Source organism: Actinoplanes sp. KI2 (assembly GCF_025630775.1).
GTDB lineage: Bacteria > Actinomycetota > Actinomycetes > Mycobacteriales > Micromonosporaceae > Actinoplanes.
Genome location: NZ_JAOSZE010000041.1, coordinates 62,622 through 86,736 on the forward strand (window position 1 = coordinate 62,622; position 24,115 = coordinate 86,736).

General features: G+C 70.4%; 16 protein-coding genes. 10 read left to right on the forward strand and 6 right to left on the reverse strand.

Features of this window, described 5'->3' with window-relative positions; genetic code table 11:
• Nucleotides 1-144: 144 nt before the first annotated feature.
• The 5 genes from ODJ79_RS35330 to pulA are packed head-to-tail and all read left to right on the forward strand — an operon-like array spanning nucleotide 145 to nucleotide 11,002.
• A complete protein-coding gene (locus ODJ79_RS35330) occupies nucleotides 145-1,401 on the forward strand; it encodes a maltose ABC transporter substrate-binding protein (protein WP_263027999.1) in 1,257 nt (418 codons plus the stop codon).
• Nucleotides 1,401-3,014: an ABC transporter permease subunit gene (locus ODJ79_RS35335; protein WP_263028000.1), complete on the forward strand. Its 1,614-nt coding sequence runs from the start codon at nucleotides 1,401-1,403 to the stop codon at nucleotides 3,012-3,014. The genes ODJ79_RS35330 and ODJ79_RS35335 overlap by 1 nt, the downstream gene beginning before the upstream one ends.
• The gene (locus ODJ79_RS35340) at nucleotides 3,011-3,856 is read left to right on the forward strand and encodes a sugar ABC transporter permease (protein ID WP_263028001.1); all 846 of its coding nucleotides are present in this window, start codon (nucleotides 3,011-3,013) and stop codon (nucleotides 3,854-3,856) included. Before ODJ79_RS35335 ends, ODJ79_RS35340 begins: the two co-directional genes overlap by 4 nt.
• On the forward strand, nucleotides 3,853-5,619 hold the full coding sequence (locus ODJ79_RS35345) for a glycoside hydrolase family 13 protein (RefSeq protein WP_263028002.1): 1,767 nt from the start codon (nucleotides 3,853-3,855) through the stop codon (nucleotides 5,617-5,619). Before ODJ79_RS35340 ends, ODJ79_RS35345 begins: the two co-directional genes overlap by 4 nt.
• On the forward strand, nucleotides 5,573-11,002 hold the full coding sequence (pulA, locus tag ODJ79_RS35350) for a pullulanase-type alpha-1,6-glucosidase (protein WP_411267403.1): 5,430 nt from the start codon (nucleotides 5,573-5,575) through the stop codon (nucleotides 11,000-11,002). Before ODJ79_RS35345 ends, pulA begins: the two co-directional genes overlap by 47 nt.
• On the opposite strand, the gene ODJ79_RS35355 is transcribed toward pulA, so the two are convergent.
• On the reverse strand, nucleotides 10,936-13,380 hold the full coding sequence (locus tag ODJ79_RS35355; protein ID WP_263028004.1) for an EAL domain-containing protein: 2,445 nt from the start codon (nucleotides 13,378-13,380) through the stop codon (nucleotides 10,936-10,938). The two genes, pulA and ODJ79_RS35355, sit on opposite strands and share 67 nt — an antisense overlap.
• A gap of 92 nt (nucleotides 13,381-13,472) precedes the next feature.
• Between ODJ79_RS35355 and ODJ79_RS35360 the strand changes: the two genes are divergently transcribed.
• Together ODJ79_RS35360 and ODJ79_RS35365 are read left to right on the forward strand one after the other, a co-directional pair.
• On the forward strand, nucleotides 13,473-14,084 hold the full coding sequence (locus tag ODJ79_RS35360) for a TMEM175 family protein (RefSeq protein WP_263028005.1): 612 nt from the start codon (nucleotides 13,473-13,475) through the stop codon (nucleotides 14,082-14,084).
• A 66-nt stretch (nucleotides 14,085-14,150) separates the two neighbouring features.
• Nucleotides 14,151-14,531: a BBE domain-containing protein gene (locus ODJ79_RS35365; protein ID WP_263028006.1), complete on the forward strand. Its 381-nt coding sequence runs from the start codon at nucleotides 14,151-14,153 to the stop codon at nucleotides 14,529-14,531.
• A gap of 534 nt (nucleotides 14,532-15,065) precedes the next feature.
• Here the strand turns inward: ODJ79_RS35365 and ODJ79_RS35370 are convergent.
• Both ODJ79_RS35370 and ODJ79_RS35375 read right to left on the reverse strand, forming a co-directional pair.
• Nucleotides 15,066-15,971, reverse strand: coding sequence for a sulfite exporter TauE/SafE family protein (locus tag ODJ79_RS35370; protein ID WP_263028007.1), 906 nt, complete (start codon nucleotides 15,969-15,971; stop codon nucleotides 15,066-15,068).
• Nucleotides 15,972-16,063: 92 nt separating this feature from the next.
• Complete coding sequence (locus ODJ79_RS35375; RefSeq protein ID WP_263028008.1) at nucleotides 16,064-17,530, reverse strand: FAD-dependent monooxygenase; 1,467 nt, start codon at nucleotides 17,528-17,530, stop codon at nucleotides 16,064-16,066.
• A 50-nt stretch (nucleotides 17,531-17,580) separates the two neighbouring features.
• Here ODJ79_RS35375 and ODJ79_RS35380 point away from each other — a divergent pair, with 50 nt between their 5' ends.
• The 3 genes from ODJ79_RS35380 (at nucleotide 17,581) to ODJ79_RS35390 (ending at nucleotide 20,465) form a co-directional block, all read left to right on the forward strand.
• Complete coding sequence (locus tag ODJ79_RS35380; RefSeq protein ID WP_263028009.1) at nucleotides 17,581-18,243, forward strand: TetR/AcrR family transcriptional regulator; 663 nt, start codon at nucleotides 17,581-17,583, stop codon at nucleotides 18,241-18,243.
• Nucleotides 18,244-18,291: 48 nt separating this feature from the next.
• Nucleotides 18,292-18,888: a TetR/AcrR family transcriptional regulator gene (locus ODJ79_RS35385; RefSeq protein WP_263028010.1), complete on the forward strand. Its 597-nt coding sequence runs from the start codon at nucleotides 18,292-18,294 to the stop codon at nucleotides 18,886-18,888.
• Between the two features lie 65 nt (nucleotides 18,889-18,953).
• On the forward strand, nucleotides 18,954-20,465 hold the full coding sequence (locus tag ODJ79_RS35390; RefSeq protein ID WP_263028011.1) for an MFS transporter: 1,512 nt from the start codon (nucleotides 18,954-18,956) through the stop codon (nucleotides 20,463-20,465).
• Between the two features lie 53 nt (nucleotides 20,466-20,518).
• On the opposite strand, the gene ODJ79_RS35395 is transcribed toward ODJ79_RS35390, so the two are convergent.
• The 3 genes from ODJ79_RS35395 to ODJ79_RS35405 all read right to left on the reverse strand — a co-directional run bounded on the left by ODJ79_RS35395 (nucleotide 20,519) and on the right by ODJ79_RS35405 (nucleotide 24,115).
• Nucleotides 20,519-20,977, reverse strand: coding sequence for a hypothetical protein (locus tag ODJ79_RS35395; RefSeq protein ID WP_263028012.1), 459 nt, complete (start codon nucleotides 20,975-20,977; stop codon nucleotides 20,519-20,521).
• A 201-nt stretch (nucleotides 20,978-21,178) separates the two neighbouring features.
• Nucleotides 21,179-22,618, reverse strand: a complete 1,440-nt coding sequence (locus ODJ79_RS35400) for an MFS transporter (RefSeq protein WP_263028013.1) — start codon at nucleotides 22,616-22,618, stop codon at nucleotides 21,179-21,181.
• A gap of 30 nt (nucleotides 22,619-22,648) precedes the next feature.
• Nucleotides 22,649-24,115, reverse strand: coding sequence for a PucR family transcriptional regulator (locus tag ODJ79_RS35405; RefSeq protein ID WP_263028014.1), 1,467 nt, complete (start codon nucleotides 24,113-24,115; stop codon nucleotides 22,649-22,651).

The following is a 24,115-nucleotide window of genomic DNA, read 5'->3' on the forward strand; positions in this document are numbered from 1 at the left end:
ATGACGTCTTGCAGCGACGAGAGTGCAAGGGGTTCCAAAATATGCAAGTGCTTGCTAACGTCCCCGCAACACGGCCGACACAAGTCGATCAAGTGGCTGTCGGTCCCTGCAACTTCTTACTCTCAAAACCGACGGGAGACGTATATGCGCATCCGTGCCGCGGGTGTAGCCGGCGCCCTGACCCTCGCGTTGCTTGCCGCCGGCTGCGGCGACAAGACCGACAAATCGACCGCCAGTGACAATCCGAGCGCCAAGGCCCCCACCGGCGAGCTCGTGATCTGGGCCGACGACAAGCGTTCCGCCGCGCTCAAGCCGTTCGCCGACAAGTTCGGCGCCGAGAACGGCGTGACCGTGAAGATCCAGGCGATCTCCAAGGACCAGCAGACCACCTTCGTCACCGCGTCCCAGCAGGGCAGCGGCCCGGACGTGATGGTCGGCGCGCACGACTGGATCGGCAACCTCGTGCAGAACGGCGCGATCGACCCGGTGCAGCTCTCCGACGCGCAGAAGTCCGGCATCGCGGCGAACGCCCTGAAGGCCGTCACCTTCAACGGGCAGACCTACGGCGTCCCGTACGCGACCGAGAACCTCGCCCTGATCCGCAACACCGACCTCGCGCCGCAGGCCCCGGCCACCATCGAGGACCTGGTCACGGCCGGGCAGAAGCTGAAGACCGAGAAGAAGGCGTCGGAGATCCTCTGCCTCCAGGTCGGCCAGACCGGCGACGCCTACCACCTGTACCCGCTGTACTCGTCGGCCGGCGGCTACCTGTTCGGCACCACCGCGAACGGCGACTACAACCCGAAGGACCTCGGCGTCGGCACGCCGGCCTCGGTCGCGGCGTTCAAGAAGATCGCGGCGCTCGGTGAGAAGGGCTCGGGCGCGCTCAAGCGGTCGATCACCTCGGACAACTCGATCTCGACCTTCACCGGCAAGAAGTGCGCGTTCCTGGTCTCCGGCCCGTGGGCGATCACCGACGTGAAGAAGGCCGGCATCAAGTACGACATCACGCCGGTCCCGCCGTTCGCGGGCGGCAAGCCGGCCCAGCCGTTCCTCGGCGTGCAGACGTTCTACGTGGCCGCGAAGGGCAAGAACAAGGCCCTGGCCCAGGAGTTCGTCACCAACTACGTGACCACCCCGGACCTCGCGGTGGCCCTGTACCAGGCCGAGCCCCGGCCGCCGGCGCTGACCGCCGCGTTCGACCAGGTCAAGGGCTCCGACCCGGACCTGGCCAAGTGGCAGGCGGCCGCCAAGGACGGCATCCCGCTGCCCTCCATCCCGGAGATGGCGGCGATCTGGGACCCGTTCGGCAAGGCCGAGGCCGCGGTGGTCGGCGGCGCCGACCCGGCCAAGACCATCGAGGCGGCCGGCAAGACGATCTCCGCGTCCATCAACAAGTAATGACGACGCAGCTTGGTGGGCCCGCGGTCACGCGGGCCCACCCCGCCCCCGACAAGAGCAGCGCGCCGCGGTCGCGGGACACGAGCACGGCCGCCCAACTCGTCAAGATCACCCTCCTCGGGCTGGTCGTGGCGATCGCGATCTGGGCCGCCTTCCCGCTGGTCGAGAACCAGGCGTGGATCGGGCTCGCGATCCTGGTGGCGACCACGGGCGCCCTGCTCTACCTGTACCTGTCCCCGCGGCACATCCCGGCCAAGTACCTCGCGCCGGGCACCCTGCTGCTGATCGCGTTCCAGGTGTTCCCGGTGCTCTACACCGCGAGCACGGCGTTCACCAACTACGGCGACGGCCACCGGGGCTCCAAGCAGGAGGCCATCGTCGCCATTCAGACCGCGTCCGTCACCCAGGTGCCGGGTTCCATCGAGTACGCGTTGAGCGTCGCCACCACCGGCGACCCCGCGACCGGCCCCCTGGTCTTCCTGGTCACCGATCCGGCCACCAAGGCGGTCTCGGCCGGCGACGCGCACGGCCTGAAGAGGCTCGACGCGGCCGACGTGACCGTCACCAGCACCGGCAAGGTCACCGCCGCCGACGGCTACACCGTGCTCACCGCCGGCCAGGCCTCGCTGCGCAGCAAGGAGATCACCGCGCTCGCGGTGCCGGTCGAGGGCGGCGCGATCCGCTCGATCGGGCTGTCCCGGGCGTACGAGGGCAAGGCCGGCCGGGTCTACGTCGCGGGCTGCGACTGCATTCGGGACGCCAAGACCGGCAAGGCCTGGGTCGCGGACGGCAAGACCGGCTCGTTCGTGGCGGGCGACGGCGACCGGCTGGCCCAGGGCTGGAAGGTCAACGTCGGCTTCAGCAACTTTACCCGGGTGGTCACCGACGAGGACATCTCGGGACCCTTCCTGCGTACGCTGATCTGGAACTTCGTCTTCGCGATCGGCTCGACCGGCGGCACGTTCCTGCTCGGCATGTTCGTCGCGGTGGCGCTGCACTCGCAGAAGGTGCGCGGTCGCAACCTGTACCGGGTGCTGCTGGTCCTGCCGTACGCGATGCCGGCCTTTGCCATGTTGCTGGTCTGGCGGGACATGTTCAACAAGGACTTCGGCCTGATCAACAACTTCTTCGGGATCAGCGTGGACTGGCTCGGCCAGCCGATGACGGCCCGGATCGCGGTGCTGCTCGTGCAGTTGTGGCTGGGCTATCCGTACATGTTCCTGGTGACCACCGGCGCGCTGCAGGCGATCCCGAGCGAGCTGTCCGAGGCGTCGCGGATCGACGGTGCGGGCGCCTGGCAGAGCTTCCGGCGGATCGTGCTGCCGCTGCTGATGGTGGCGCTGACCCCGCTGCTGATCTCGTCGTTCGCGTTCAACTTCAACAACTTCAACGCGATCTACCTGACCACCGAGGGCGGCCCGTTCCAGCCGGACAACCCGGCGAACGGCGCGACCGACCTGCTGATCACCTACACCTACCGGCTGGCGTTCGGCGGCTCGGGCGCGCAGTACGGCTACGCGGCCGCGATCTCGATCTTCATCTTCCTGATCGTGGGAACCATCTCGGCGATCGCTTTCCGCCGGACAAGAGCGCAAGAGGAGGTCTACGCGTGAAGTGGCTGAAGAAGGTCGGCTGGCGGCACGCCGTGGGCCTGGTCGCGGTGGCGTTCTCACTCGGGCCGATCCTGTTCGTGATCTCGTCGGCCCTCAACCCGCTCGGCACGCTGTCCTCGAGCCAGCTGGTGCCGACCGGCATCTCCCTGGACAACTTCACCAAGCTGCTGCAGGACACCAACTTCGCGCACTGGTTCCTGAACTCGGTGATCATCGCGGGCTCGGCGTCGGGGGTCGCCGTGTTCGTGTCGGCGCTCGCCGCGTACGTCTTCAGCCGCCGGCGTTTCCGCGGCCGGCGCACCGGCCTGCTGTCGCTGCTGCTGATCCAGATGTTCCCGCAGTTCCTGGCGGTCGTGGCGATCTTCCTGATGTTCGCGACGATCACCGACTACTGGCCGGCGATCGGCTTCAACACCTGGTGGGGCCTCGTGCTGCTCTACCTCGGCGGGGCGCTCGGCGTGGGCACCTGGCTGATGAAGGGCTTCTTCGACACCGTGCCGCGTGAGCTCGACGAGTCGGCCACCGTGGACGGCGCCGGGCACGCGCAGGTCTTCTTCCGGATCCTGCTGCCGCTGGTCGCGCCGGTGCTCGCGGTGACCGGGCTGCTCGCGTTCATCAGCACGATCAACGAGTTCATCTTCGCGAACATCTTCCTCACCGACTCCACCAGCAAGACCCTCTCGGTCGGCCTCTGGGGTCTGGTCGCCGCCGAGCAACGCAACACCAACTTCGGCATGTTCTGCGCCGGCACGCTGCTCACCGCGATCCCGACCGTGCTGGTGTTCCAGTCGCTGCAGCGGTACATCGTCGAGGGGCTGACCTCGGGAGCGGTCAAGGGATGAGAGTCCACCACGACGGCTCCGAGCTGTACGTCTCGTCGCAGAGCCCGGCCCTCGGCGAGACGGTGAGCGTCTTCGTCCGGGTGCCGGCCGGTGTCCGGGCGAGCCGGATCCACCTGCGCCGGATCTCCGACGGCGAGCCGGTGTTCACCTCGGCCGTCGTGGACCGCACCGACCGGCACGGCGACGTCTGGTGGCGGGCGGAGATCCCGGTGCGCAACCCGGTGACGCCGTACCGGTTCCTGGTGCGTACGTCGCAGGGGGTGCGCTGGCTGACCGGGGCCGGCCTGACCCATTACGACGTGCCGGACGCCACCGACTTCAAGCTGGTCGCGCACCCCGGCCCGCCGGACTGGGCGCGCGACGCGGTGGTCTACCAGATCTTCCCGGACCGGTACGCCAAGTCTGGTGAGAAGGATCTGCCGGACTGGGCGACCGGCGCCTCGTGGGGGACGCCGGCCGCGCGCGGGCCGAACGCCACCCGAGTGCTCTACGGCGGTGACCTGGACGGGATCGCCCAGCGGCTCGACCACATCGCCGCGCTCGGCGCGAACACGCTGTACCTCACCCCGTTCTTCCCGGGCCGGTCCAACCACCGCTACGACGCGGCCTCGTTCGACCGGGTCGACCCGCTGCTCGGCGGCGACGAGGCGCTGGTCCGGCTGACCCGGGCGGTGCACGAGCGGGGCTGGCGGATCCTGGGCGATCTGACCACCAACCACACCGGCACCGGGCACGAGTGGTTCACCCGGGAACGGGGCTTCTACTACTTCAAGGAGAGCGGCGGGTACGAGTGCTGGCTCGGTCAGCCCTCCCTGCCCAAGCTCAACTGGGGCTCGGCGGAGCTGCGCCGGCGGTTCCGCGAGGTGACCCAGCGCTGGCTGGCCGACCCGTACGGGCTGGACGGCTGGCGGATCGACGTGGCCAACATGACCGGCCGGCGGGGCGCCGACGACTGGACCCACGAGGTGGCCACGCTGCTGCGCAAGGCCGTGCACGACGCCCGCCCGGACGGCCTGCTGATCGCCGAGCATTCCCACGACGCGACGCCCGACCTGGACCGGGACGGCTGGCACGGGACGATGAACTACGCCGGCTTCACCCGTCCGCTGTGGAGCTGGCTGCGCGCCGACGACCTGCCGTTCGACGACTTCCTCGGGGTGCCGGTCGAGGTACCGCACCGGGACGCGGCCGCGACCGTCGCGGTGATGTCGGCGTTCGCGGCGCAGACGTCCTGGCGGTCCTGGACGACCTCGTGGCAGATGCTCGGCTCGCACGACACCGCCCGGATCCGCACCGTGGTCGGCGACGCGGCCCGGCAGGAGGTCGCGGCCGGCCTGCTGATGACCCTGCCCGGCACGCCGATGATCTTCGCGGGCGACGAGTTCGGGCTGACCGGCTCGACCAACGAGTCGGCCCGCCAGCCGATGCCCTGGGGGAGCGCCCCGGACTCGGTGACCTTTGCCCGCTACCGGGCGCTGGTCGCCCTGCGCCGCGGCAACGCGGCTCTGCGGAGAGGGGGACTGCGATGGGTGCACGCGGAGGGGGACTGCCTGGTCTTCCTGCGGGAGTCGGCGGGGCAGACGTTGCTGGTGCTGGCTCGGCGGCGGGCGGGGGAGCCGCTGCACCTGACCGGGCTCCCGGGCAGCACGAACTGGGAGAACGTGTACGGCGGGGCGAAGCCGCTGTGCACCGAACCCGATGGTTCCACCATCATCGATGGCTACGGCCCGGCCTTCCAGGTCTGGGCAGCTGAGGATATTTAAAGGGGACACCGTGGTCGCAAAGAGGTTGTTGGCCGTCCTGTGCCTGTTCTTACCCTTCCTGATAGCCACCCCCGCGCAGGCGGCCATCCAGCCGCCCGGCGACCGGACGATCGCCCAGTGGGGGAGCGACCGGCTCGGCACGTCCGAGCAGTACTACTTCGTCCTGCCCGACCGGTTCGCCAACGGGAACAAGGCCAACGACAGGGGCGGGCTCACGGGTGACCGGCTGACCACCGGCTACGACCCGACCGACAAGGGCTTCTACCACGGTGGCGACCTGCAGGGCGTGATCGACAAGCTGGACTACATCCGGGGGCTCGGCACGACCGCGATCTGGCTCGCCCCGGTCTTCAAGAACCGGCCCGTGCAGGGCAGCGGCAGCGACATCTCGGCCGGCTACCACGGTTACTGGATCACCGACTTCACCCAGGTCGACCCGCACTTCGGCACCAACGCCGACCTCAAGCGCCTGGTGAAGCTCGCACACCAGCGCGGCATGAAGATCTACCTGGACATCATCGTCAACCACACGGCCGACGTGATCCAGTACGAGCAGAACAAATACGACTACATCGACAAGGCGACCGCCCCCTACCAGGACGCGAAGGGGAACCGCTTCGAGGACCGCAACTACGCGGACGGCAAGAACGGCTTCCCGAAGGTGTCGACGAGCTCCTTCCCGTACACACCCGTTTTTGCCAAAAAATCGGATAAAACGGTTAAGGTGCCCGGCTGGCTGAACGACCCGACGATGTACCACAACCGCGGCAACTCGACGTTCGCCGGGGAGAACTCGGAGTACGGCGACTTCTTCGGCCTCGACGACCTGTGGACCGAGCGTCCCGAGGTGGTCAAGGGCATGACCAAGATCTACTCGGACTGGATCGCCGAGACCGGCATCGACGGCTACCGCCTGGACACCGTCAAGCACGCCGACCTCGCCTTCTGGCCGCAGTTCACGGCCGGCATCAACGCCGCCGCCAAGAAGGCCGGCAAGGGCAACTTCTTCATGTTCGGCGAGGTCTACAGCGCCGACCAGGAGATCGAGTCGACCTACGTGCGCCAGGGCGGCCTGCCGGCCACGCTGGACTTCTCCTTCCAGGACGCGGCCAAGGGCTTCGTGACCGGCGCCGGCTCCGGGCAGGCGCTCGCCGACGTGTACGCCAAGGACGCGCTCTACACCGCCCGCGACACCGACGCCGACCGCCTGCCCACCTTCCTCGGCAACCACGACATGGGCCGGATCGGCTCGTTCCTCGAGTCCAGCGGCGCCGCGGCCGACACCTACCTGCGGCGCGACGAGCTCGCCAACGAGCTGATGTTCCTGACCCGCGGGCAGCCGGTCGTCTACTCCGGCGACGAGCAGGGCTTCACCGGCCCGGGCGGGGACAAGGACGCCCGGCAGGACATGTTCGCGTCGAAGACCGCCGACTACCTGAAGGACGACCTGATCGGCACCGACCGCACGCACGCGGTCGACAACTACGACACCCAGCACCCGCTGTACCGGACGATCGCGTCGCTGGCCGCGCTGCGCAAGGCGAACCCGGCCCTGGCCGGCGGCGAGCAGATCACCCGGTACGCGTCGTCCGGCGCCGGCGTCTTCGCCGTCTCTCGAATCGATCCGACGAGCCGCACCGAATACGTCGTCGCGGCCAACAACGCCACGACCACGCAGACGGTCACGTTCGACGTCTCGTCCACGGGCGCTTTCCACGGCATTTACGGTGGAAGCAACGATATCTCGGTGCAAAGCGGAAAAGTCACGGTAACTGTCCCGCCGCTGTCCACCCTGGTGCTGAAGGCCGGCTCGCCGTTGGCGGTCCCGGGTGCGGCGCCGACCGTCACCATCACCTCGCCGGCGTCCGGCGCGCTCGTGCCCACCCGGGCCGCGGTCACCGCCGCGGTCACCGGCGACCCGCTCGCCACCGTCACGCTGGCCGCGCAGGTCGGCGACGGGCCCTGGAAGCTGGTCGGCACCGCGACCAAGGCGCCGTACACGATCTACCACGACCTCGCCGGACTGGCGGGCGGCACCACCGTGCGGTACAAGGCGGTGGTGCGGGACAGCAAGGGCCGCCTGGGCTCGACCACCAGCGCGATCGCCGTCGGCACGCCGGTCGTCTCGACCAGTCCCGACTACGCCGTGGTGCACTACCAGCGGCCGGCCGGCGGCTACGACAACTACGGCCTGTACGTCTGGGGCGACGTCGACGACTCGATGTCCACCTCCTGGCCCAACGGTCAGCCGTTCGTCGGCGAGGACGCGTACGGGAAGTTCGCGTACGTGAAGCTGAAGCCCGGCGCCAAGAACATGGGCTTCATCGTGGTCAGCAAGGACGGGGTCAAGGACGTGGAGAGCGACCGCTCGCTCGACCCGTCCAAGAACCCGGAGGTGTGGCTCAAGCAGGGCGACCCGGCCGTCTACCCCAGCCAGGACTACCCGCCGCAGGACCAGAACACCGCGATCATCCACTACCACCGGGCCGACGCCGACTACAGCGGCTGGGGCCTGCACGTCTGGGACGGCGCGGCCACCGGCACCGACTGGGGCTCGCCGCTGCAACCGGCCGCGACCGACTCGTACGGGATCACCTTCAAGGTGCCGCTCGCCGCCGGCGCGACCGGGCTCAGCTACATCATCCACTCCGGCGACACCAAGGATCTGCCGAACGACCAGCGGCTCGACTTCGCCACCGCGGGACGCGAGGTGTGGCTGCTCGCCGGGGTCACCGACCGTCTGCTGCCGGTGGTCAAGAAGGCCGGCAACAGCGGCGTGGTCGATCTGACCAAGGAGTCCGCGGTCTGGATCGACCGGGGGACGATCGCCTGGAAGCCGAGCGACTCCACCGACGGCAAGAAATACGCGCTCGTCTACGCGAACGACGGCGGGATCGGCGTCGCGAACGGGGAGCTCACCGGTTCCTACCAGGAGATCCCGATCGCGGCCCGGCATGACGGCCTGACCGAGGCGCAGCGCGCGAAGTTCCCGCACCTGTGGCAATACGACGCGTTCACCATCGCCGACGCCGATGTTCCGGACATCCTGCGCGGGCAGGTGGTCGTCACCGAGCGGGACGCGGCCGGGAAGCTGCTCTCCGCGACCGGGGTGCAGACCGCGGGCGTGCTCGACGACGTCTACTCGGCGGCGACCGGCGCGACGCTCGGGCCGGTCGGCACCAGGCTGTCGGTCTGGGCGCCGACCGCGCACACCGTCGACCTGCAGCTGTACGACACCCCGGCCTCGGCGGCGCAGACCGTGGCGATGCGGCGGGACGACCGGACCGGCGTCTGGTCGGTGCGCGGCCCGGCGAACTGGACGGGGAAGTACTACGCCTACCGGGTCACGGCCTGGCAGCCGGCGGCCCAGAAGATCGTCACGGCGAGCGTCACCGACCCGTACTCGATCGGCCTCTCGACCGACTCGAAGCTGAGCCGGATCGTCGATCTGGCCGATCCGGCGCTCGCGCCGGGAGGCTGGTCGGCCCTGCGGAAACCGGCCGCCACCGCTCCCGCGAAGATCCAGGTCTCGGAGCTGTCGGTGCGCGACTTCTCGATGGCCGACGGCACCGTGCCGGCCGCCGAGCGGGGCACCTACGAGGCGTTCACGAATCCGCAGACCACCGGCATGAAGCATCTCGCGGCGCTGGCCAAGGCCGGCGTCACCCACCTGCACCTGCTGCCGGTCTTCGACTTCGCCACGATCCCGGAGAACCGGGCCGACCAGCAGGTACCGGCCTGCGACCTGGCCTCGCTGCCGGCCGACTCGGACAAGCAGCAGGCGTGCGTCGCCGCGGTGGCCGCCAAGGACGGCTACAACTGGGGGTACGACCCGCTGCACTACACGACGCCCGAGGGCGGGTACGCGGTGAACCCCGACCACCGGACGCTGGAGTTCCGGCAGATGGTTCAGGGCATCAACAAGGCCGGCCTGCGCGTGGTGATGGACGTCGTCTACAACCACACGTCGGCGGCGGGGACCGACCCGAACTCGGTCCTCGACCAGATCGTGCCGGGCTACTACCAGCGGCTGCTCGCCGACGGGACGGTCGCCAACTCGACCTGCTGCGCCAACACCGCGACGGAGAACGCGATGATGGGCAAGCTGGTCGTGGACTCCATCGTGACCTGGGCCAAGGCGTACAAGATCGATGGTTTCCGGTTCGATCTGATGGGTCACCACCCGAAGGCGAACATCCTGGCCGTGCGGGCCGCCCTGGACAAGCTCACGCTCGCCAGCGACGGCGTCGACGGCAAGAACATCTACCTGTACGGCGAGGGCTGGGACTTCGGCGAGGTCGCCGGCAACGCCCGGTTCGTCCAGGCGACTCAGGCGAACATGGCCGGGACCGGGATCGGGACGTTCAACGACCGGCTGCGGGATGCCGTGCGCGGTGGTGGGCCGTTCGACTCGGATCCGCGGCTGCAGGGGTTCGCCTCGGGGCTCTACACCGACCCGAACGGGGACGCGGCGAACGGGACACCGGCCGAGCAGAAGGCACGCCTGCTGCACGACCAGGATCTCATCAAGGTCGGGCTCTCCGGGAATTTGCGAGATTTCCGATTTGTCAACTCGGCCGGGAATGCCGTGACGGGCTCGCAGATCGACTACAACGGGTCGCCGGCGGGGTACACCGAGAAGCCGTCGGACGCGATCACCTATGTGGACGCGCACGACAACGAGATCCTGTACGACGCTCTGGCGTACAAGCTGCCGCAGGCGACGTCCGCGACCGACCGCGCCCGCATGCAGACCGTGGCGCTCGCCACCACGGCGCTCGGGCAGGGCGTCGGATTCGTCGCCTCGGGCAGTGAGCGGCTGCGGTCGAAGTCGCTCGATCGCAACTCGTTCAACTCGGGTGACTGGTTCAACCAGATCATCTGGGATTGCAGCGACGGCAACGGCTTCGGTCGCGGCCTGCCGCCCGCGTCTGACAATGCAGACAAATGGCAGTACGCCCGGCCGTTGCTCGCGGACCCGAAGCTGGTGCCCGGCTGCGCTTCCATCAACCAGGCCGACCAGACCTACCAGGAGCTGCTGCGGATCCGCCGCTCCTCGCCGGTCTTCGGCCTACCGACCGCCGCCGAGGTGCAGAAGCGCCTCACGTTCCCGCTCTCCGGCACGGCCGAGACCCCGGGGGTCATCACGATGACTCTGGACGGACGGGGAATCGACCCGACCTGGAAGTCGGTGACCGTGGTGTTCAACGGCACCCCGGCGGCGACCTCCCAGACCGTGGCCGCGCTGGCCGGGAAGCGGATCACTCTGCATCCCGTCCAGCGGGCCTCGGCCGACCCGGTCGTGCGGACGGCGTCCTACGAGCGGACCTCCGGGACGTTCACGGTGCCCGCCCGTTCGGTCGCGGTGTTCGTCGAAAGTTGATCTGCGGGGCCCGGTCGTCCCAGGTAATAGCCCTGGGCGTACCGGGCCCCCAGCTGGTCGAGCAGCCGGAGCTGGTGCTCGGTCTCCACGCCCTCGGCCACCACCTTCAGGCCGAGGTTGTGCCCGAGCTGGATCACGGCGCTGACCAGCTCCTGCTGCGGCACGTTGGCCTCCATCCCGTCGACGAACGTGCGGTCCACCTTGAGCACGTCCACCGGGATGTCCCGCAGATAGCCCAGCGACGAGTACCCGGTACCGAAGTCGTCGATGGCGATCTTCACGCCCAGATCGCGCAGCTCCTCGAGCTGCGCGCAGGTGGCCGCGAGGTCGCGCATCAGCAACGTCTCGGTCAGCTCCAGCACCAGGGAGTACGGCGAGAGGCCGGTGGTGGCCAGCGCGTACGCCACCCGGTCGATCAGGTCGGGCTCGTCCAGGTTGGCCGCCGACAGGTTGACGCTCACCCAGGCCGGCGCGCCGTCCGGGTCGCGGTCCTGCCACTGCTTGACCACCAGGCAGGCCTCGAACAGCACCCACCGGTCGATCTCGGTGATCAGCCCGGTCTCCTCGGCCAGCGGGATGAACGCGCCCGGCTGCTGCAGCCCGCGCTCCGGGTCCTGCCAGCGCACCAGCGCCTCGACCCCGGCGACCTGCCGGCTGGTCAGGTCGACCACCGGCTGCAGGTGCAGGCGCAGCTCGCCGCGGTGCACGGCGTCGCGCAGCCGGGACTCGATGTCCAGCCGGTCGAGCAGCTGCTCGTGCATCTGACTCTCGAAGACCTGGAAGCAGCCCTTGCCGCGGGCCTTGGCCGCGTACATCGCCACATCCGCGTTGCGCAGCACCTCGTCGGCGTCGCCGTAGCCGGCCAGGCCGGGCACCACGCCGATGCTCACCGACACCACCGCGTTGCGGCCCTGCACCAGGAACGGCTGGTTCAGCGCGTCCAGGCAGGACTGGGCGAGCGCCTCGACGGTCGGGCGGTCGGCGTCCTCCAGCAGCACCGCGAACTCGTCGCCGCCGAGCCGGGCCACCGTGTCCTGCGGGCGCAGCGCCGCGACCAGCCGCTCGGCGGTGGTGCGCAGCAGCTCGTCGCCGGCGTTGTGGCCGAGCGAGTCGTTGACCTTCTTGAAGCCGTCCAGGTCCAGGTAGAGCACCGCCTTCGAGTCCTCGGGCACCCGCGCATGACGCATCGCGTGGTCCAGCCGGTCGAGGAACAGCTTGCGGTTGGGCAGCCCGGTCAGGCCGTCGTGCAGCGCCTGGTGGCGCAGGTCGCGCTCCAGCGCGCGCTGGCGACTGACGTCGCGCAGCACGACCACCGCGCCCAGGCGCACGCCGTCCTTGACGACCCGGGAGATCGTGTACGCGACCCGCACGGTCGATCCGTCCGGGCGCCGCAGGGTGCCCTCGCTCTCGTCGTCCTCGCCGGCCGAGCCGTCGTCGCCGAGGATGCGAAGCGTGGCGCGGGCGTCCTCGCCGAGCAGCCCGTCCACGTCGCGCCCGGCGATCCGGCCGGCCGCCGGGTTGGCGAGGGTGATCCGCCCGTCCGGGTCCACGCCGACGATGCCGTCGCCGGCGTTGGCCAGGATGCTGTCGGTGTACTCCTTGGCGAGGATCTCCCGGGCCGAGGTCTCCAGGCGCTCGGCCATGTCGTCGAAGGCGTTGCCGAGCCGGGCGATGTCGTCGCCGCCCTTGAGCGCCACCCGCCGGGAGTAGTCGCCGTCCCGGATGACCTGGATCGCCCGGGTCAGGCGGGTGATCCGCCGGGTGATCGACAGGGCCATCGCGCTGCCGATCAGCACGACCAGCAGGATGCAGATTCCGCCCGCGATCACCACGGCCTGCCGGGCGGTCCGGCTGGCGTCCATCATCTGGTCGTAGAGCTGGGTGTATTCGAAGATCACCGCGCCCTTGACGACGTCGGTGGCGCCGGTGATCGGCACGACCACCTGCAGCATCGGGTGGCTGTTGTCGGCGGTGCGTTCGACGAAGGTCCGCGCCCGGCCGTCGTCGATCGTCCTGGTGACCTGGTCGCCGGTGTCCCCGGCGTAGACGGAACCGGTGTCCTTCGGGTTGACGTCGGCGAGGATCCGCTTGAACCGGTCCACCACGACGATGTCCCGCTGCTGCGAACCGTGCAGGCGCTGGATGTAGGCGGCGAGAGCTTCCGGGTTGTAGAACAGGGGCGTGCTGGTATCGCGGGCGTGCGCCGGCGGCAGGCCGATCGCGACGTCCTTGGCCGCGCCGTACGCCATCTGCTCGGCCGCGGTGATCGCCGCCCGCTGCGCGGCCTGCGAGTCCGCGTACAGCACGACACCCCCGGTAGCCGCCATCAGTGCCGCAGCCGCCAGGATCGCACCCAGCACCTTGTGCCGTACGTCCATCACGTGTCCCCGTCCATCGCCTCCCTGATTCGGCGGGCGGGGCCCGTTCATGAGGGGCAGTACGGGTGCCAGACGGTCTCCATAATGATTCGGTGAGTGAGACCGGACGTACCGAGGCCTTCAGCGACGGCGTGCTGGCCATCGCGATCACGTTGCTGGTGCTGGATCTGAAGGTGCCGCCGAACACCTCGCCGGACGGGTGGCTGGCGTCGGCGCTGGCGCAGGAGTGGCCGGCCTACGCCGCCTACGTCACCAGTTTTCTGATCATCGGGATCATCTGGGTAAACCATCACGGCGTGTTCGAGCTGGTCAAACGGGTCGACCGGGTGACGTTGTTCCTGAACTTGCTGCTGTTGATGGCGGTGGTGGCGATCCCGTTCACCACCGCGCTGATGTCCGAGTACCTGCGGGCCGGCGGGCGCGACGCGCGGACGGCCGCCCTGGTGTACTCGCTGGTGATGCTGGTGATGTCACTGGCGTTCGCCGCGCTGTACACGTGGGTGGCGCGGCACCCGGCGCTGCTCGCCGACGGCGTCGACCCGGCGGCGGTGCGCGGCTCGATCGTCCGGTTCAGCGCGACCGGCATCGCGCTGTACCTCACGACGATGGCGGTGGCCCTGTTCAGCGCGCCGTTGTGCCTGGTCGCGCACTTCCTGATCGCGCTGTACTACTGCTTCCAGCAGATCCGCCCGGCGGCGGCCTGAGTCGATCGTGGCGCCGGTCACACGGCGTCACATCCGGCCGGGCGCCGGCGTCGGGCCGCCGGCTCGGTGCCGCCGGTCCTGCGGACGCTCACCGAGGCGGCGGCGGGCGGCTCCCCGTTCATCGCGATCCGCTCGGTCGGCGGCGCCGTGGCCCGGGTGGCCGACGACGCGACGGCCTACCCCTACCGCAGGGCCGAGCTGCTGGTGGTCGCCACGACCATCGGCCCCCACCCGGTCGTCGCGGCCGCGGCACCCGGGCTGGACGCGTTCTGGGCGCGGCTCGCGCCGCACGTCATGGGCGCCTGCGCGAACTTCCTCAGCTCGGCCACCGAGGCGGACGTCGCCGCGGTGTACCCACCGGAGACCTACCGGCGGCCGGCGGCGGTCAAGCGCCGCTACGACCCGCAGAATCTGTTCGCCGCCAACCACAACGTCCGCCCGCAGTAGCCTGCACGCCGGTCCCGGGGTCTCCGCGTCGCCGGGTCGGGGTGTTGCCCGTCGCCGTGGTCGCCGGGTCTTTGGTTCGCCGGCTGCCGGGTCTCTGGTTCGCCCGGGTCGCTGGGTCGCCCGGGTCGCTGGGTCGGCGGTCGCCCGGCGCCGGGCGGAGCCGCACGGTGGTGGTCGCGCGGGCTCGCCCGGCGGGCGAGCCCGGCCGGTGGTCGAGAGCCTCGTCCACCGGCCGGGGCGGAACGCCGGCATCGGGGGTTCATCGGCGTGTCGCCACATCACCGATGGCGCCGGCGGCGGTCCGCGAGGGGGCGCCCGTGGCGGTGAATACCAGCCGGGGACGGGTTCAAACCTCGCGCGCCGTCAAGTCTGCGAACGTCAGGGCCGGGGAGGGGAGGCGACGAAGCGCCCGAACGTGTCGGTGGCGTTCAGGACGGTGGGCGCGCCGCAGCTGCCGCCGCTCGCGTTCCAGGCCGCGCGGGACACCGTCCGGCCACCGGGTAAGCGTCCGGTAAGGCCACCATGCGGATCGGGTCAGGCGGCGTGGGTCAGTTCGGGTTCGGCGGGGGCTTCGACGGAGGGCCGGGTGCGGCGCAGCCTGCCGGTCACGCCGAGGGCCACGGCGACCACGACGGCCGCGCCGGAGATGAGGCCGACCGCGGCGGTGGGGACGTTGAACAGCTTCAGGGCGCTGGCCAGCAGGACGATGACCAGGGCCGAGCGGACCAGGCCGGCCGGCGCCCGGGAGGAGATGCGGGAGCCGATCAGGACGCCGGGGATCGAGCCGATCAGCACGGCCGCCGCCAGATCCAGCTTCAGGTCGCCGAACAGGGCGTGGCCGAGCGCGGCCGCGGTGACCAGCGGGATGGCCTGGATCAGGTCGGTGCCGACCAGGTCGTTGGCGCGCAGCTTCGGGTACATGGCGAGCAGCACCACGATGATCAGGGAGCCGGAGCCCACCGAGGTCAGGCCGACGATCAGGCCCCCGACCGCGCCCAGCAGCGCGGTGGGCAGGGGCTTGACCTTGATCTCGGGAGCCGGGCCGCCGGTGGCCGGACGGCGGCGGCCGGTCCAGGCCTTGACCAGCAGGCCGCCGGCGGCCAGCACCAGCGCCACGCCCAGGGCGGCGCGGATCGTCTGCTGCACGGTGTCGTCGTCGCCGATCAGGCGCAACAGCAGCACTCCCAGGAACGCACTGGGCACGCTGCCGGCGCACAGCCAGCCGACCATCCGCCAGTTCACCGTGCCGCGGCGAGCGTGCACGAAACCGCCGAACGGCTTCATCACGGCGCTCGCGGCCAGGTCGCTGGAGACGGCGGCGATCGGCGGGACGCCGAACACCAGCACCAGGATGGGGGTCATCAGGGCGCCGCCGCCCATGCCGGTGAGGCCGACGATGACGCCGACCCCCAGACCGGCGAGCGCCAAGGTGAGATCCATGCGGCGATCCTCGCCGAGGAAGCCCCACCTTGTCCACTAAATCGGTGGAGATTGTCGACTTTCCCGCTCGCTGGGACGACGCCGGCCGGGGCTCAGACCGCGACCGTTTCGACGACCGTGCTCCCGAACCACCGCCGCAGCGCTTCACCGAGGTCGCCGTCGCCCTCGACCCACGCCACGATCCCGTCCGGCCGGACCAGCATGCCGGGCACGTCGCCGGCCACCACCTCGAGCTGCCCGGCCGAAAGCTGCCCGGCCGAGAGCTGCCCGGTCCCGATCAGCACGCCGGCGCCGCCGTGCAGGTGGTCGGCGAGGCGGCTGCCGTCGGCCAGCACGATCTCCGGCGCGCTGCGGCCGACCCGCGGGTCCTCGCCGCCCAGGTCGTAGCGCTGGCGCAGGCCGGCGACGCTGGCGGCCAGGTAGGTGGCGCCGTCCTCGGTGCCGGCCAGGTCGGCGAGCACGCCGCGCAGGGCGCGGGCGTACGGCTCCGGCTTCATGATCGCGATCTGGGCGCGGGTCCAGTCCAGCACCCACGCGCCGATCGGGTGCCGTTCCGTGGTGTACGAGTCGAGCAGCCCGGCCGGCGCCCACCCCTGGATCTCGGCGGCGAGCTTCCATCCGAGGTTCATCGCGTCGCCGATCCCGAGGTTGAGGCCCTGCCCGCCGAACGGCGAGTGCACGTGCGCGGCGTCGCCGGCCAGCAGCACTCGCCCGGCGCGGTAGGTGGTGGCCTGCCGGGCGTTGTCGGTGAACCGGGTCGCGGACAGCACCCGCTGCACCGTCACGTCGACCCCGCTGGTGTGCCGGATGCTCGCCTGCAACTCGGCGGCGGTGATCGGGGCGTCCCGGTCGATCGGCGGCCCGTCGAACTCGACCGTGAGCACCCGGCCGGGGATCGGGCCGTGCACGTAGACGCCGGTGCCGGTCACGTTCCAGCCGCGGCGCAGCGACTCGGCGCCGGACATCTCGACGATCGCCTGATGGCCCGTGATGATCGGGTCGGTGCCGGGGAAGTCGAAGCCGGCCAGCTTGCGGACCAGGCTGCGGCCGCCGTCGCAGCCGACGAGCCAGCCGCACTCGATGGTCTCGTCGCCCAGCTCCACTCGTACGCGATCGGGGTTTTGGGTGAAGCCGGTCAGCGCGGTCCCGCGCCTTATCGCCGCGCCCCGCGCGGTCGCGTGCTCGGCGAGGATGCGCTCGATCTCGGCCTGGCTGAGCATCGCCACCTGGGCGGCCGGCCCGCGGTCGGCGGCGAAGGAGGGGTCGAGGTCGTCGGAGCTCAGCCAGATGCCCCCGAAGTGACCCGCCGGCCGCGGAAGCTGCCGGCCGGCGAAGCCCATCAGCTCGAGCACCGCCTCCTGAGCCGCGCGGAGCTGGGGGAGCAGGCCGCGCCGGTCGAGGGCCTCGGCGGTCGGCACGTTGATCGCGCCCGCCTTGATCGTCAGGTCGGGCTCGGCGAGCCGCTCGACCGCCAGCACCCGCACGCCCCGCAGGGCCAGCTCGCCCGCCACCATGAGCCCGACCGGGCCGGCCCCCGCCACCACCACGTCATAAGTCATGCCACCAGTTTTTACCGGGTCAAAGTTTTTATCAAGTATATGATTTCACCATGACCACGCCGGGGCTCCGTGAGCGCAAGAAACAGCAGGTCCGGGAGCGGATCTCGGGGATCGCCACGATGCTCTTCTTCGAGCGTGGGTTCGAGGCGGTGAGCGTCGCGGAGATCGCCGAGGCGGCCGGCGTGTCCAAGATGACGGTTTTCAACTACTTCCCGCGCAAGGAGGACATGTTCTTCGACCGGGTGCCGGAATTCGCCGAGATGATCACTTCGGCCGTTCGCGGGCGATCGTCGAGGCAGAGTGCGCCCGATGCGTTGCGCGACATGTGGCTCGGGCTGCTCGACCAGCGGCACGCGCTGTCCGGCCTGCCCAGCGACAACATCGTGCATTTCTACCGGGTCGTGCTCGCGTCGCCGGCCCTGCGCGCCCGGGTACGTGAGGCGCTGGAGGAGGTCGAGGCGCTGGTGGCGGGGCTGTTCGCGGAGGCCGGCCAAGCGCGCCCGGAGATGACGGCGGCGCTGGTGGTGGCCGCGGCGCGGGTCTGCTACGTCGCGGCGGCGAGACGGGTCCTGAGCGGCGAGCCGATCGAGTCGTTCGCCGCCGAGCAACGTGCGTCGATCGCGGCGGCCTGGGACGCGGCCGTCGCGGCGGCGTCGCCGTTGGCTGGGTCACAATCTTCCCGGGAGATCGCCATCGGAGGGCAGGAGCGCTAGTGTACGAAACAGTTTCGTTTCGCAAGACAATCGGCGCGGGGGTGTGGCATGCCTGAGCAGACGACCGTCGGCGCGGCCGGCCGGGCCCGCAAGCTCGACGAGGAGCGTGAGCAGGCGATCCTGCGCGCCACCTACGAGCTGCTCGGCGAGACGGGCTACCAGGGGCTTCGCGTCGACGCCGTCGCCGCGCGGGCCCAGGCCAGCAAGGCGACCCTGTACCGGCACTGGCCCACCAAGGCCGGCCTGGTCGTCGACGCGGTCAACTGCTGCAAGGAGATCGAGCCGCCGCCGGGCGACACCGGCAGCCTGCGCAGTGACCTGATGCAGTGGTTCGGGCAGATCGGCGAGACGATCACCGGTCGCGAGGGCCCGATCCTGGCCGGCTTGTTCATGGCCATGCACACCGATCCCGAGCTGGCCGCCGAGCTGCGCGCCATGCGGGATTCCAAGGTGCCGTTCGCGGAAGCCATCTGCGCGCGGGCCGCCGAGCGCGGCGAGCTGAGGCCGGGCTATGACGCCCGGCTGATCGACGAGATCGTGCCCGCCCTGCTGTTCATGCACTGTTTTGCCCACGGCGAGGCGCTCGACGAGCCGTTCATCGCCCATGTTGTCGACGACATCATTCTTCCGCTGCTGACCCGCTGATCCGTTCTCGCTCATGTGCCGGCCATCAGTCGGCGATCCCCTCATGCCCTTTTAGGGAGATTTCTGTGTCTATTTCCACCTCGTCGTCGCGTGACGCCCACGTCACGCCCGATATACCGGAAAAATCGGGTTCGCGGTGGCTGGCGCTCGCGGTCATCGGCGTCTCCCAGCTGCTCATCGTGCTCGACGCCACGATCGTCAACATCGCGCTGCCCACGGCCCAGACGGCGCTGCACATCAGCGACGCGAACCGGCAGTGGATGGTCACCGCGTACACCCTGGCCTTCGGGGGTCTGCTCCTGCTCGGCGGGCGGATCGCCGACTACACCGGCCGCAAGCGGGCCTTCATCATCGGCCTGCTCGGCTTCGCCGCGGCCTCCGCGCTCGGCGGCCTCGCCGGGAACGCCGTCACCCTGTTCGCCGCCCGTGCGTTGCAGGGCGCGTTCGGCGCGCTGATGGCCCCGGCCGCGTTGTCGCTGCTCACAGTCACCTTCACCGAGGCGAAGGAGCGGTCGCGGGCGTTCGGCGTCTACGGCGCCATCGCCGGCGGCGGCGGCGCGATCGGCCTGCTGCTGGGTGGCATTCTCACCGAGTACGCGTCGTGGCGCTGGACGCTGCTGGTCAGCACCCCGATCGCGATCGCCGCGGCGCTGGCCGCCGTCCGGTTCGTCGGCGAGAGCCGTGCCTCGGGCAACACCCGGTACGACCTGCCCGGCGCGCTCACCTCGACCGGCGGCCTGGTCGCCCTGGTCTACGGCTTCACCAAGGCGGCGAGCGACGGCTGGGGCTCGGCCACCACGATCGGCTTCCTGGTCGCCGCGGGGGTGCTGCTGGTCGCCTTCGTCGTGATCGAGCTGCGCTCGTCGCACCCGCTGCTGCCGATGCGCGTCGTCCTCGACCGCAACCGCGGCGGCTCGTACCTCTCCGCGCTGCTGGTCGGCGCCGGCATCTTCGGCGTGTTCCTGTTCCTCACCTACTACCTGCAGCTGACCCTCGGCTACTCGGCGCTGGAGACCGGCGTCGCGTTCCTGCCGTTCACCGTCGGCATCATCCTCGGCGCCGGCTTCTCGGCCCAGATGCTCACCCGGGTCGGCCCGCGCCTGCTGATGTCCGCGGGCCTGCTGCTCGCCGCCGTCGGCATGGTCCTGCTGACCCGGATCGGCCTGGACACCGGCTACTGGAGCCATGTCTTCCCGGCCGAGCTCATCATCAGCTTCGGGATGGGCGTGGTCTTCGGGCCGATGTCCAACACGGCGCTGGTCGGGGTGGCCGACCACGACGCGGGTGTGGCCAGCGCGCTGATCAACACGACCCAGCAGATCGGCGGGTCGCTCGGGACGGCGCTGCTCAACACCATCTTCACCTCGGCGGTGGCGGCCTACCTCGCCGATCACGCCACGTCGCCGGCGCAGATCCCGGCGCTGCAAGGGGCCGCCGTGGTGCACGGATACACGGTGGCGTTCTGGGTGAGCGCGGCGGTGATCGGGGCGGCGGCGGTGATCGCCGCGATCCTGATCAGGGCCAGTCGGGAGCAGGTCGCCTCCACGTCCGCCGACGCCGTGCACGTGGCTGCCTGACCCGCCGCTGGTGGGCGGCGCGACCGTCTCGGTCGCGCCGCCCCCGCCCGCTGTCAGGCGCGCTCGTCGATATCGACGGTCACCTTCGGCTTCGAGACCCAAGCCGGGCCTTTCGCCGCACAGCTCAACTCCGATGGCGCCGTGCAGGTGAACACGTTGGCCGCCCCGGGCGGATCGATCCAGGAAATGACGATGTCGCCGTCATCCGACGAGAACGTGGCGGAACCACTGGTGCCGCCCACGGCGAGCGACCTCGTCTCCATTCGACCGGTGCCGCCGTCCGCGATCGTGTCCGGCGGATCGTCGGTCCATTGGCCCTCGGTGACTTCGAAGTCCGACAGCGTCAGAACCATATCGGTGTGGTTCTTGACGACGACGGAAACCCGGAAGTTGCCGACGGCAGCCGGGGCGGCGGCCGCGATACCCGGCAACCCGGCGGCGAGCACGCCGGTCGCCAGCGCGGTTGCACACGCGGCACGCAGAACAGTGGTACGGGAAAGAGCCAGGCTCATGCGATTTTCCTCCTGAACAGTGGAATTCGATCTCACTGATTTGGGGGCCGACAGAACGCTGTCAAGCTATCGCGCAGAAGGACCTGGGCGTTTGCAAAATTGGTATACTTGTATCAAAGCAACATTTTGATCAACTATTATGTCGGACTCTTGAAAACCTCTGATCAACGCATTGTTCTGGTGCTGCTCGCTCCCATTTGGTCATATTCGAGCTTGCTTATCCGTCGCGGCCGGCGCCCCTTCGGTGATGGCGACGTCGGCCGAGCGCGGAATCAGCAGCGCCAGCGCGATGAGCGCAATCGCGATCAGCGCGATCCCGACGAAGATGCGGTGCACCGCGACGGTCAGGGCGGCCGGGTCGACCGGGCCGCCACCGACCGTGGCGTTCGCGATCGCGCCGAAGACCGCCACCCCGACCGCGCTGCCCAGCGAGCGCAGGAAGAGGTTCCCGGCGGTGACCACGCCCCGATCGGCCCAGCCCACGCTGGACTGCGCCGCGATCAGCGTGGGCGACGCGGTCAGGCCCATGCCCAGGCCGATCACCAGGCAGTCGGTGGCCACCATCGGCACCCCCGAGGTGCGGCCGAGCAGCAGGAGCAGGGCGCAGCCGGCGAGCACCAGCATCGTGCCGATCAGCGCGCACCAGCGGAAGCCCAGCCGCAGGTAGACCCGCCCGGCCTGACTGCCGGCGATCGGCCATCCGAGCGTGAGAGTCGCCAGCGCGAAGCCGGCGACCAGCGGTCCGGTACCCAGCACGTCCTGCGCATAGGTCGGCACGTACGAGGTCAGCCCGAACAGGATCGCGCCGACGCCCACCGAGATCAGCCCGCTGGTGACCAGCAGCCGACGCCGGAAGACCCACAGCGGCAGCACCGGCGAGGCGGCCCGCCGCTCCACGACGGCGAACGCGACCAGCAACGCCGCGCCGAGCGTGAGGACGGCGATGCCGGCCGGGGAGTCCCACGCCCACGCCTGGCCGCCCTCGAGCGCGCCGAGAACGACCAGCGCCAGCCCGGCCGCGAGCAGCGTCGCGCCGGTGTAGTCGATCACCGGGTGGCCGCGCTCGACCCGCTCGTGGAAGCGGCGGACGAACATCGCGGCCGCGAGCAGGCACAGCGGGATGTTGACGAAGAAGATCCACCGCCACGAGAGGTACTCGCTGAACACGCCGCCGAGGGTCGGGCCGACCACCGACGCGATGCCCCAGACGCTGGCGACGTAGCCCTGGACCCGGGCTCGTTCCCGTACCGAGTAGAGGTCGCCGACGATCGTGATGGTGGTCGGCATGATCGCGCCCGCGCCCAGTCCCTGCACCAGCCGGAAGGCGATCAGCGGCCAGATCGCCCAGGCCACCCCGCACATGATCGAACCGACCAGGAAGAGCCCGATCCCCCAGAGGACCACCGGCTTGCGGCCGAACAGGTCGTTGAGCTTGCCGTAGATCGGCACCGACACGGCCTGGGCGAGCAGGTAGATCGAGAACAGCCAGGGAAACTCGGTGAACCCGCCGATGTCCTTGACGATCGAGGGGACCGCGGTCGCGATGATCGTCGCGTCGATCGCGACGAGCGCGGTGGAGAGCATGACGGCGGCGAGCACGGGACCGCGTTCGGACCGCAGGCCGATCGAGTTGGCGGACACTCCGGCCAACCTACCCATGATCCATCGAAACTACCGCAGCAGATCCGAGGCGGAGAGGGCCAGCCACAGTTGCACCCGGTCGGCGGTGCGGGCCAGCGACCGGCCGGTCAGCCGCTCGATCTGTTCGAGCCGGTAGCGCACGGTGTTGCGGTGCACGATCAGCCGGGTCGCCACCGCGGCCACCGAGCCGTCCGCGTCCAGATAGGCGCGCAGCGTCGCGACCAGCGAACCCGCGTGCGCGGCGTCGAAGTCGCGCAGCGGCCGCAGCAGTTCGTGGGCGAGGTCGCGCAGCGGGACGTCCTCGCTGGCCACCAGCAGCCCGGACAGGCTCATCTGCTCGCGGTCGTTGATGCAGGGCCCGCGGTTCATCGCCTCGTGCGCCTCGTAGTAGCTCCAGCGCAGCCCGGTCATGCCGGCGTACCAGCCGCCGATGCCGACGCGCACGTCCGAGCCGTAGCGGCTCAGATAGTCCTGCAGCAGCAGCGCGGCCGCCCGGGCGGAGTGGCCGGGCTCGAGCACGGCGATCAGGCAGTCCTCCAGCACGGCCGTGGTGGCGCCGCTCATCGGCGGGCTCGCCACCAGGCGTCTGCGCAGGTCACCTCGGCTGCCGGCGGTGGCGACCAGCAACGCGTGCTCGTCCGCGGGCCGGATGCCGAACGGGGACAGTCGCCGCTCGGCCTCGGCGCCGCCGATCGTCCCGCGCACCAGGTCCTCCAGCACCTGCCCGGCCAGTCGCCGCTTGCCGGCCAGCTCCGCCTGCCGGCGGGCAAGTTCCAGACCGACGAGACTCACCGCATAGGGCAGCACGTCCGCCGAGCGCCGGGGCCTGCGGCAGCAGAGGTACGCGACGACGCTGTCCTCCACGCTCACCGGTACCGCCATCGGGGTGTCGCCGGCGTGGCCGTTCCGGGCCGCGAACAGGATCTGCTCGACCGGCCAGGCCGCGCTGGCCGGGGCGGTGGCGAGCACCCGGCCGTACACGTCGACGACCATCGCCGGTGCGCCGAGGATCTGGTGCAGCGACCCGATCAGCGCGCCCAGCCCGCGCCCGGAGAGCAGCGCCCGGGCCAGGGTGTCGTGCTCGTCGAGCAGGTCGGCGAACCGGCCGTACTGCTCCTCCAGCACCCGGTCGGCGACGAACCGGTCGACCGCGATGAACGGCGTCGAGTAGGGGATCTCCAGCACCGGCAGCCGGTGCCCGCGGGCCTCGGCGAGGGTGGCCGCCGGGATCCGGTCGTGGGTGAGCCCGATGCCGAAGCCGAGCCCGACCGCCCGCCCGTCGGCGACCCGGGCCACGAACTGCCGCTGGGCCGCCTCGTCCAGCTGGCTCAGCCCGGTGGTCAGGATCAGCTCGCCGCCGGAGAGGAACGGGCGCGGGTCGGCCAGCTCGGTGACCGCGCACCAGCGGACCGTCTGGTTGAGCGCGGCCGGGTCGCCGTCGGCCAGGCGCAGGCTCAGTTCGGGGTCGGCGAGCACATCGGCCAGGCGCAGGGTCAC

Bases quoted from the DNA above. Each gene is read 5' to 3' on its own strand.
- ODJ79_RS35330 (WP_263027999.1), top strand. From the start codon at position 145: ATGCGCATCCGTGCCGCGGGTGTAGCCGGCGCCCTGACCCTCGCGTTG.
- ODJ79_RS35335 (WP_263028000.1), top strand. From the start codon at position 1,401: ATGACGACGCAGCTTGGTGGGCCCGCGGTCACGCGGGCCCACCCCGCC.
- ODJ79_RS35345 (WP_263028002.1), top strand. From the start codon at position 3,853: ATGAGAGTCCACCACGACGGCTCCGAGCTGTACGTCTCGTCGCAGAGC.
- pulA (WP_411267403.1), top strand. From the start codon at position 5,573: ATGGCTACGGCCCGGCCTTCCAGGTCTGGGCAGCTGAGGATATTTAAA.
- ODJ79_RS35355 (WP_263028004.1), bottom strand. From the start codon at position 13,380: ATGGACGTACGGCACAAGGTGCTGGGTGCGATCCTGGCGGCTGCGGCA.
- ODJ79_RS35370 (WP_263028007.1), bottom strand. From the start codon at position 15,971: ATGGATCTCACCTTGGCGCTCGCCGGTCTGGGGGTCGGCGTCATCGTC.
- ODJ79_RS35375 (WP_263028008.1), bottom strand. From the start codon at position 17,530: ATGACTTATGACGTGGTGGTGGCGGGGGCCGGCCCGGTCGGGCTCATG.
- ODJ79_RS35380 (WP_263028009.1), top strand. From the start codon at position 17,581: ATGACCACGCCGGGGCTCCGTGAGCGCAAGAAACAGCAGGTCCGGGAG.
- ODJ79_RS35385 (WP_263028010.1), top strand. From the start codon at position 18,292: ATGCCTGAGCAGACGACCGTCGGCGCGGCCGGCCGGGCCCGCAAGCTC.
- ODJ79_RS35395 (WP_263028012.1), bottom strand. From the start codon at position 20,977: ATGAGCCTGGCTCTTTCCCGTACCACTGTTCTGCGTGCCGCGTGTGCA.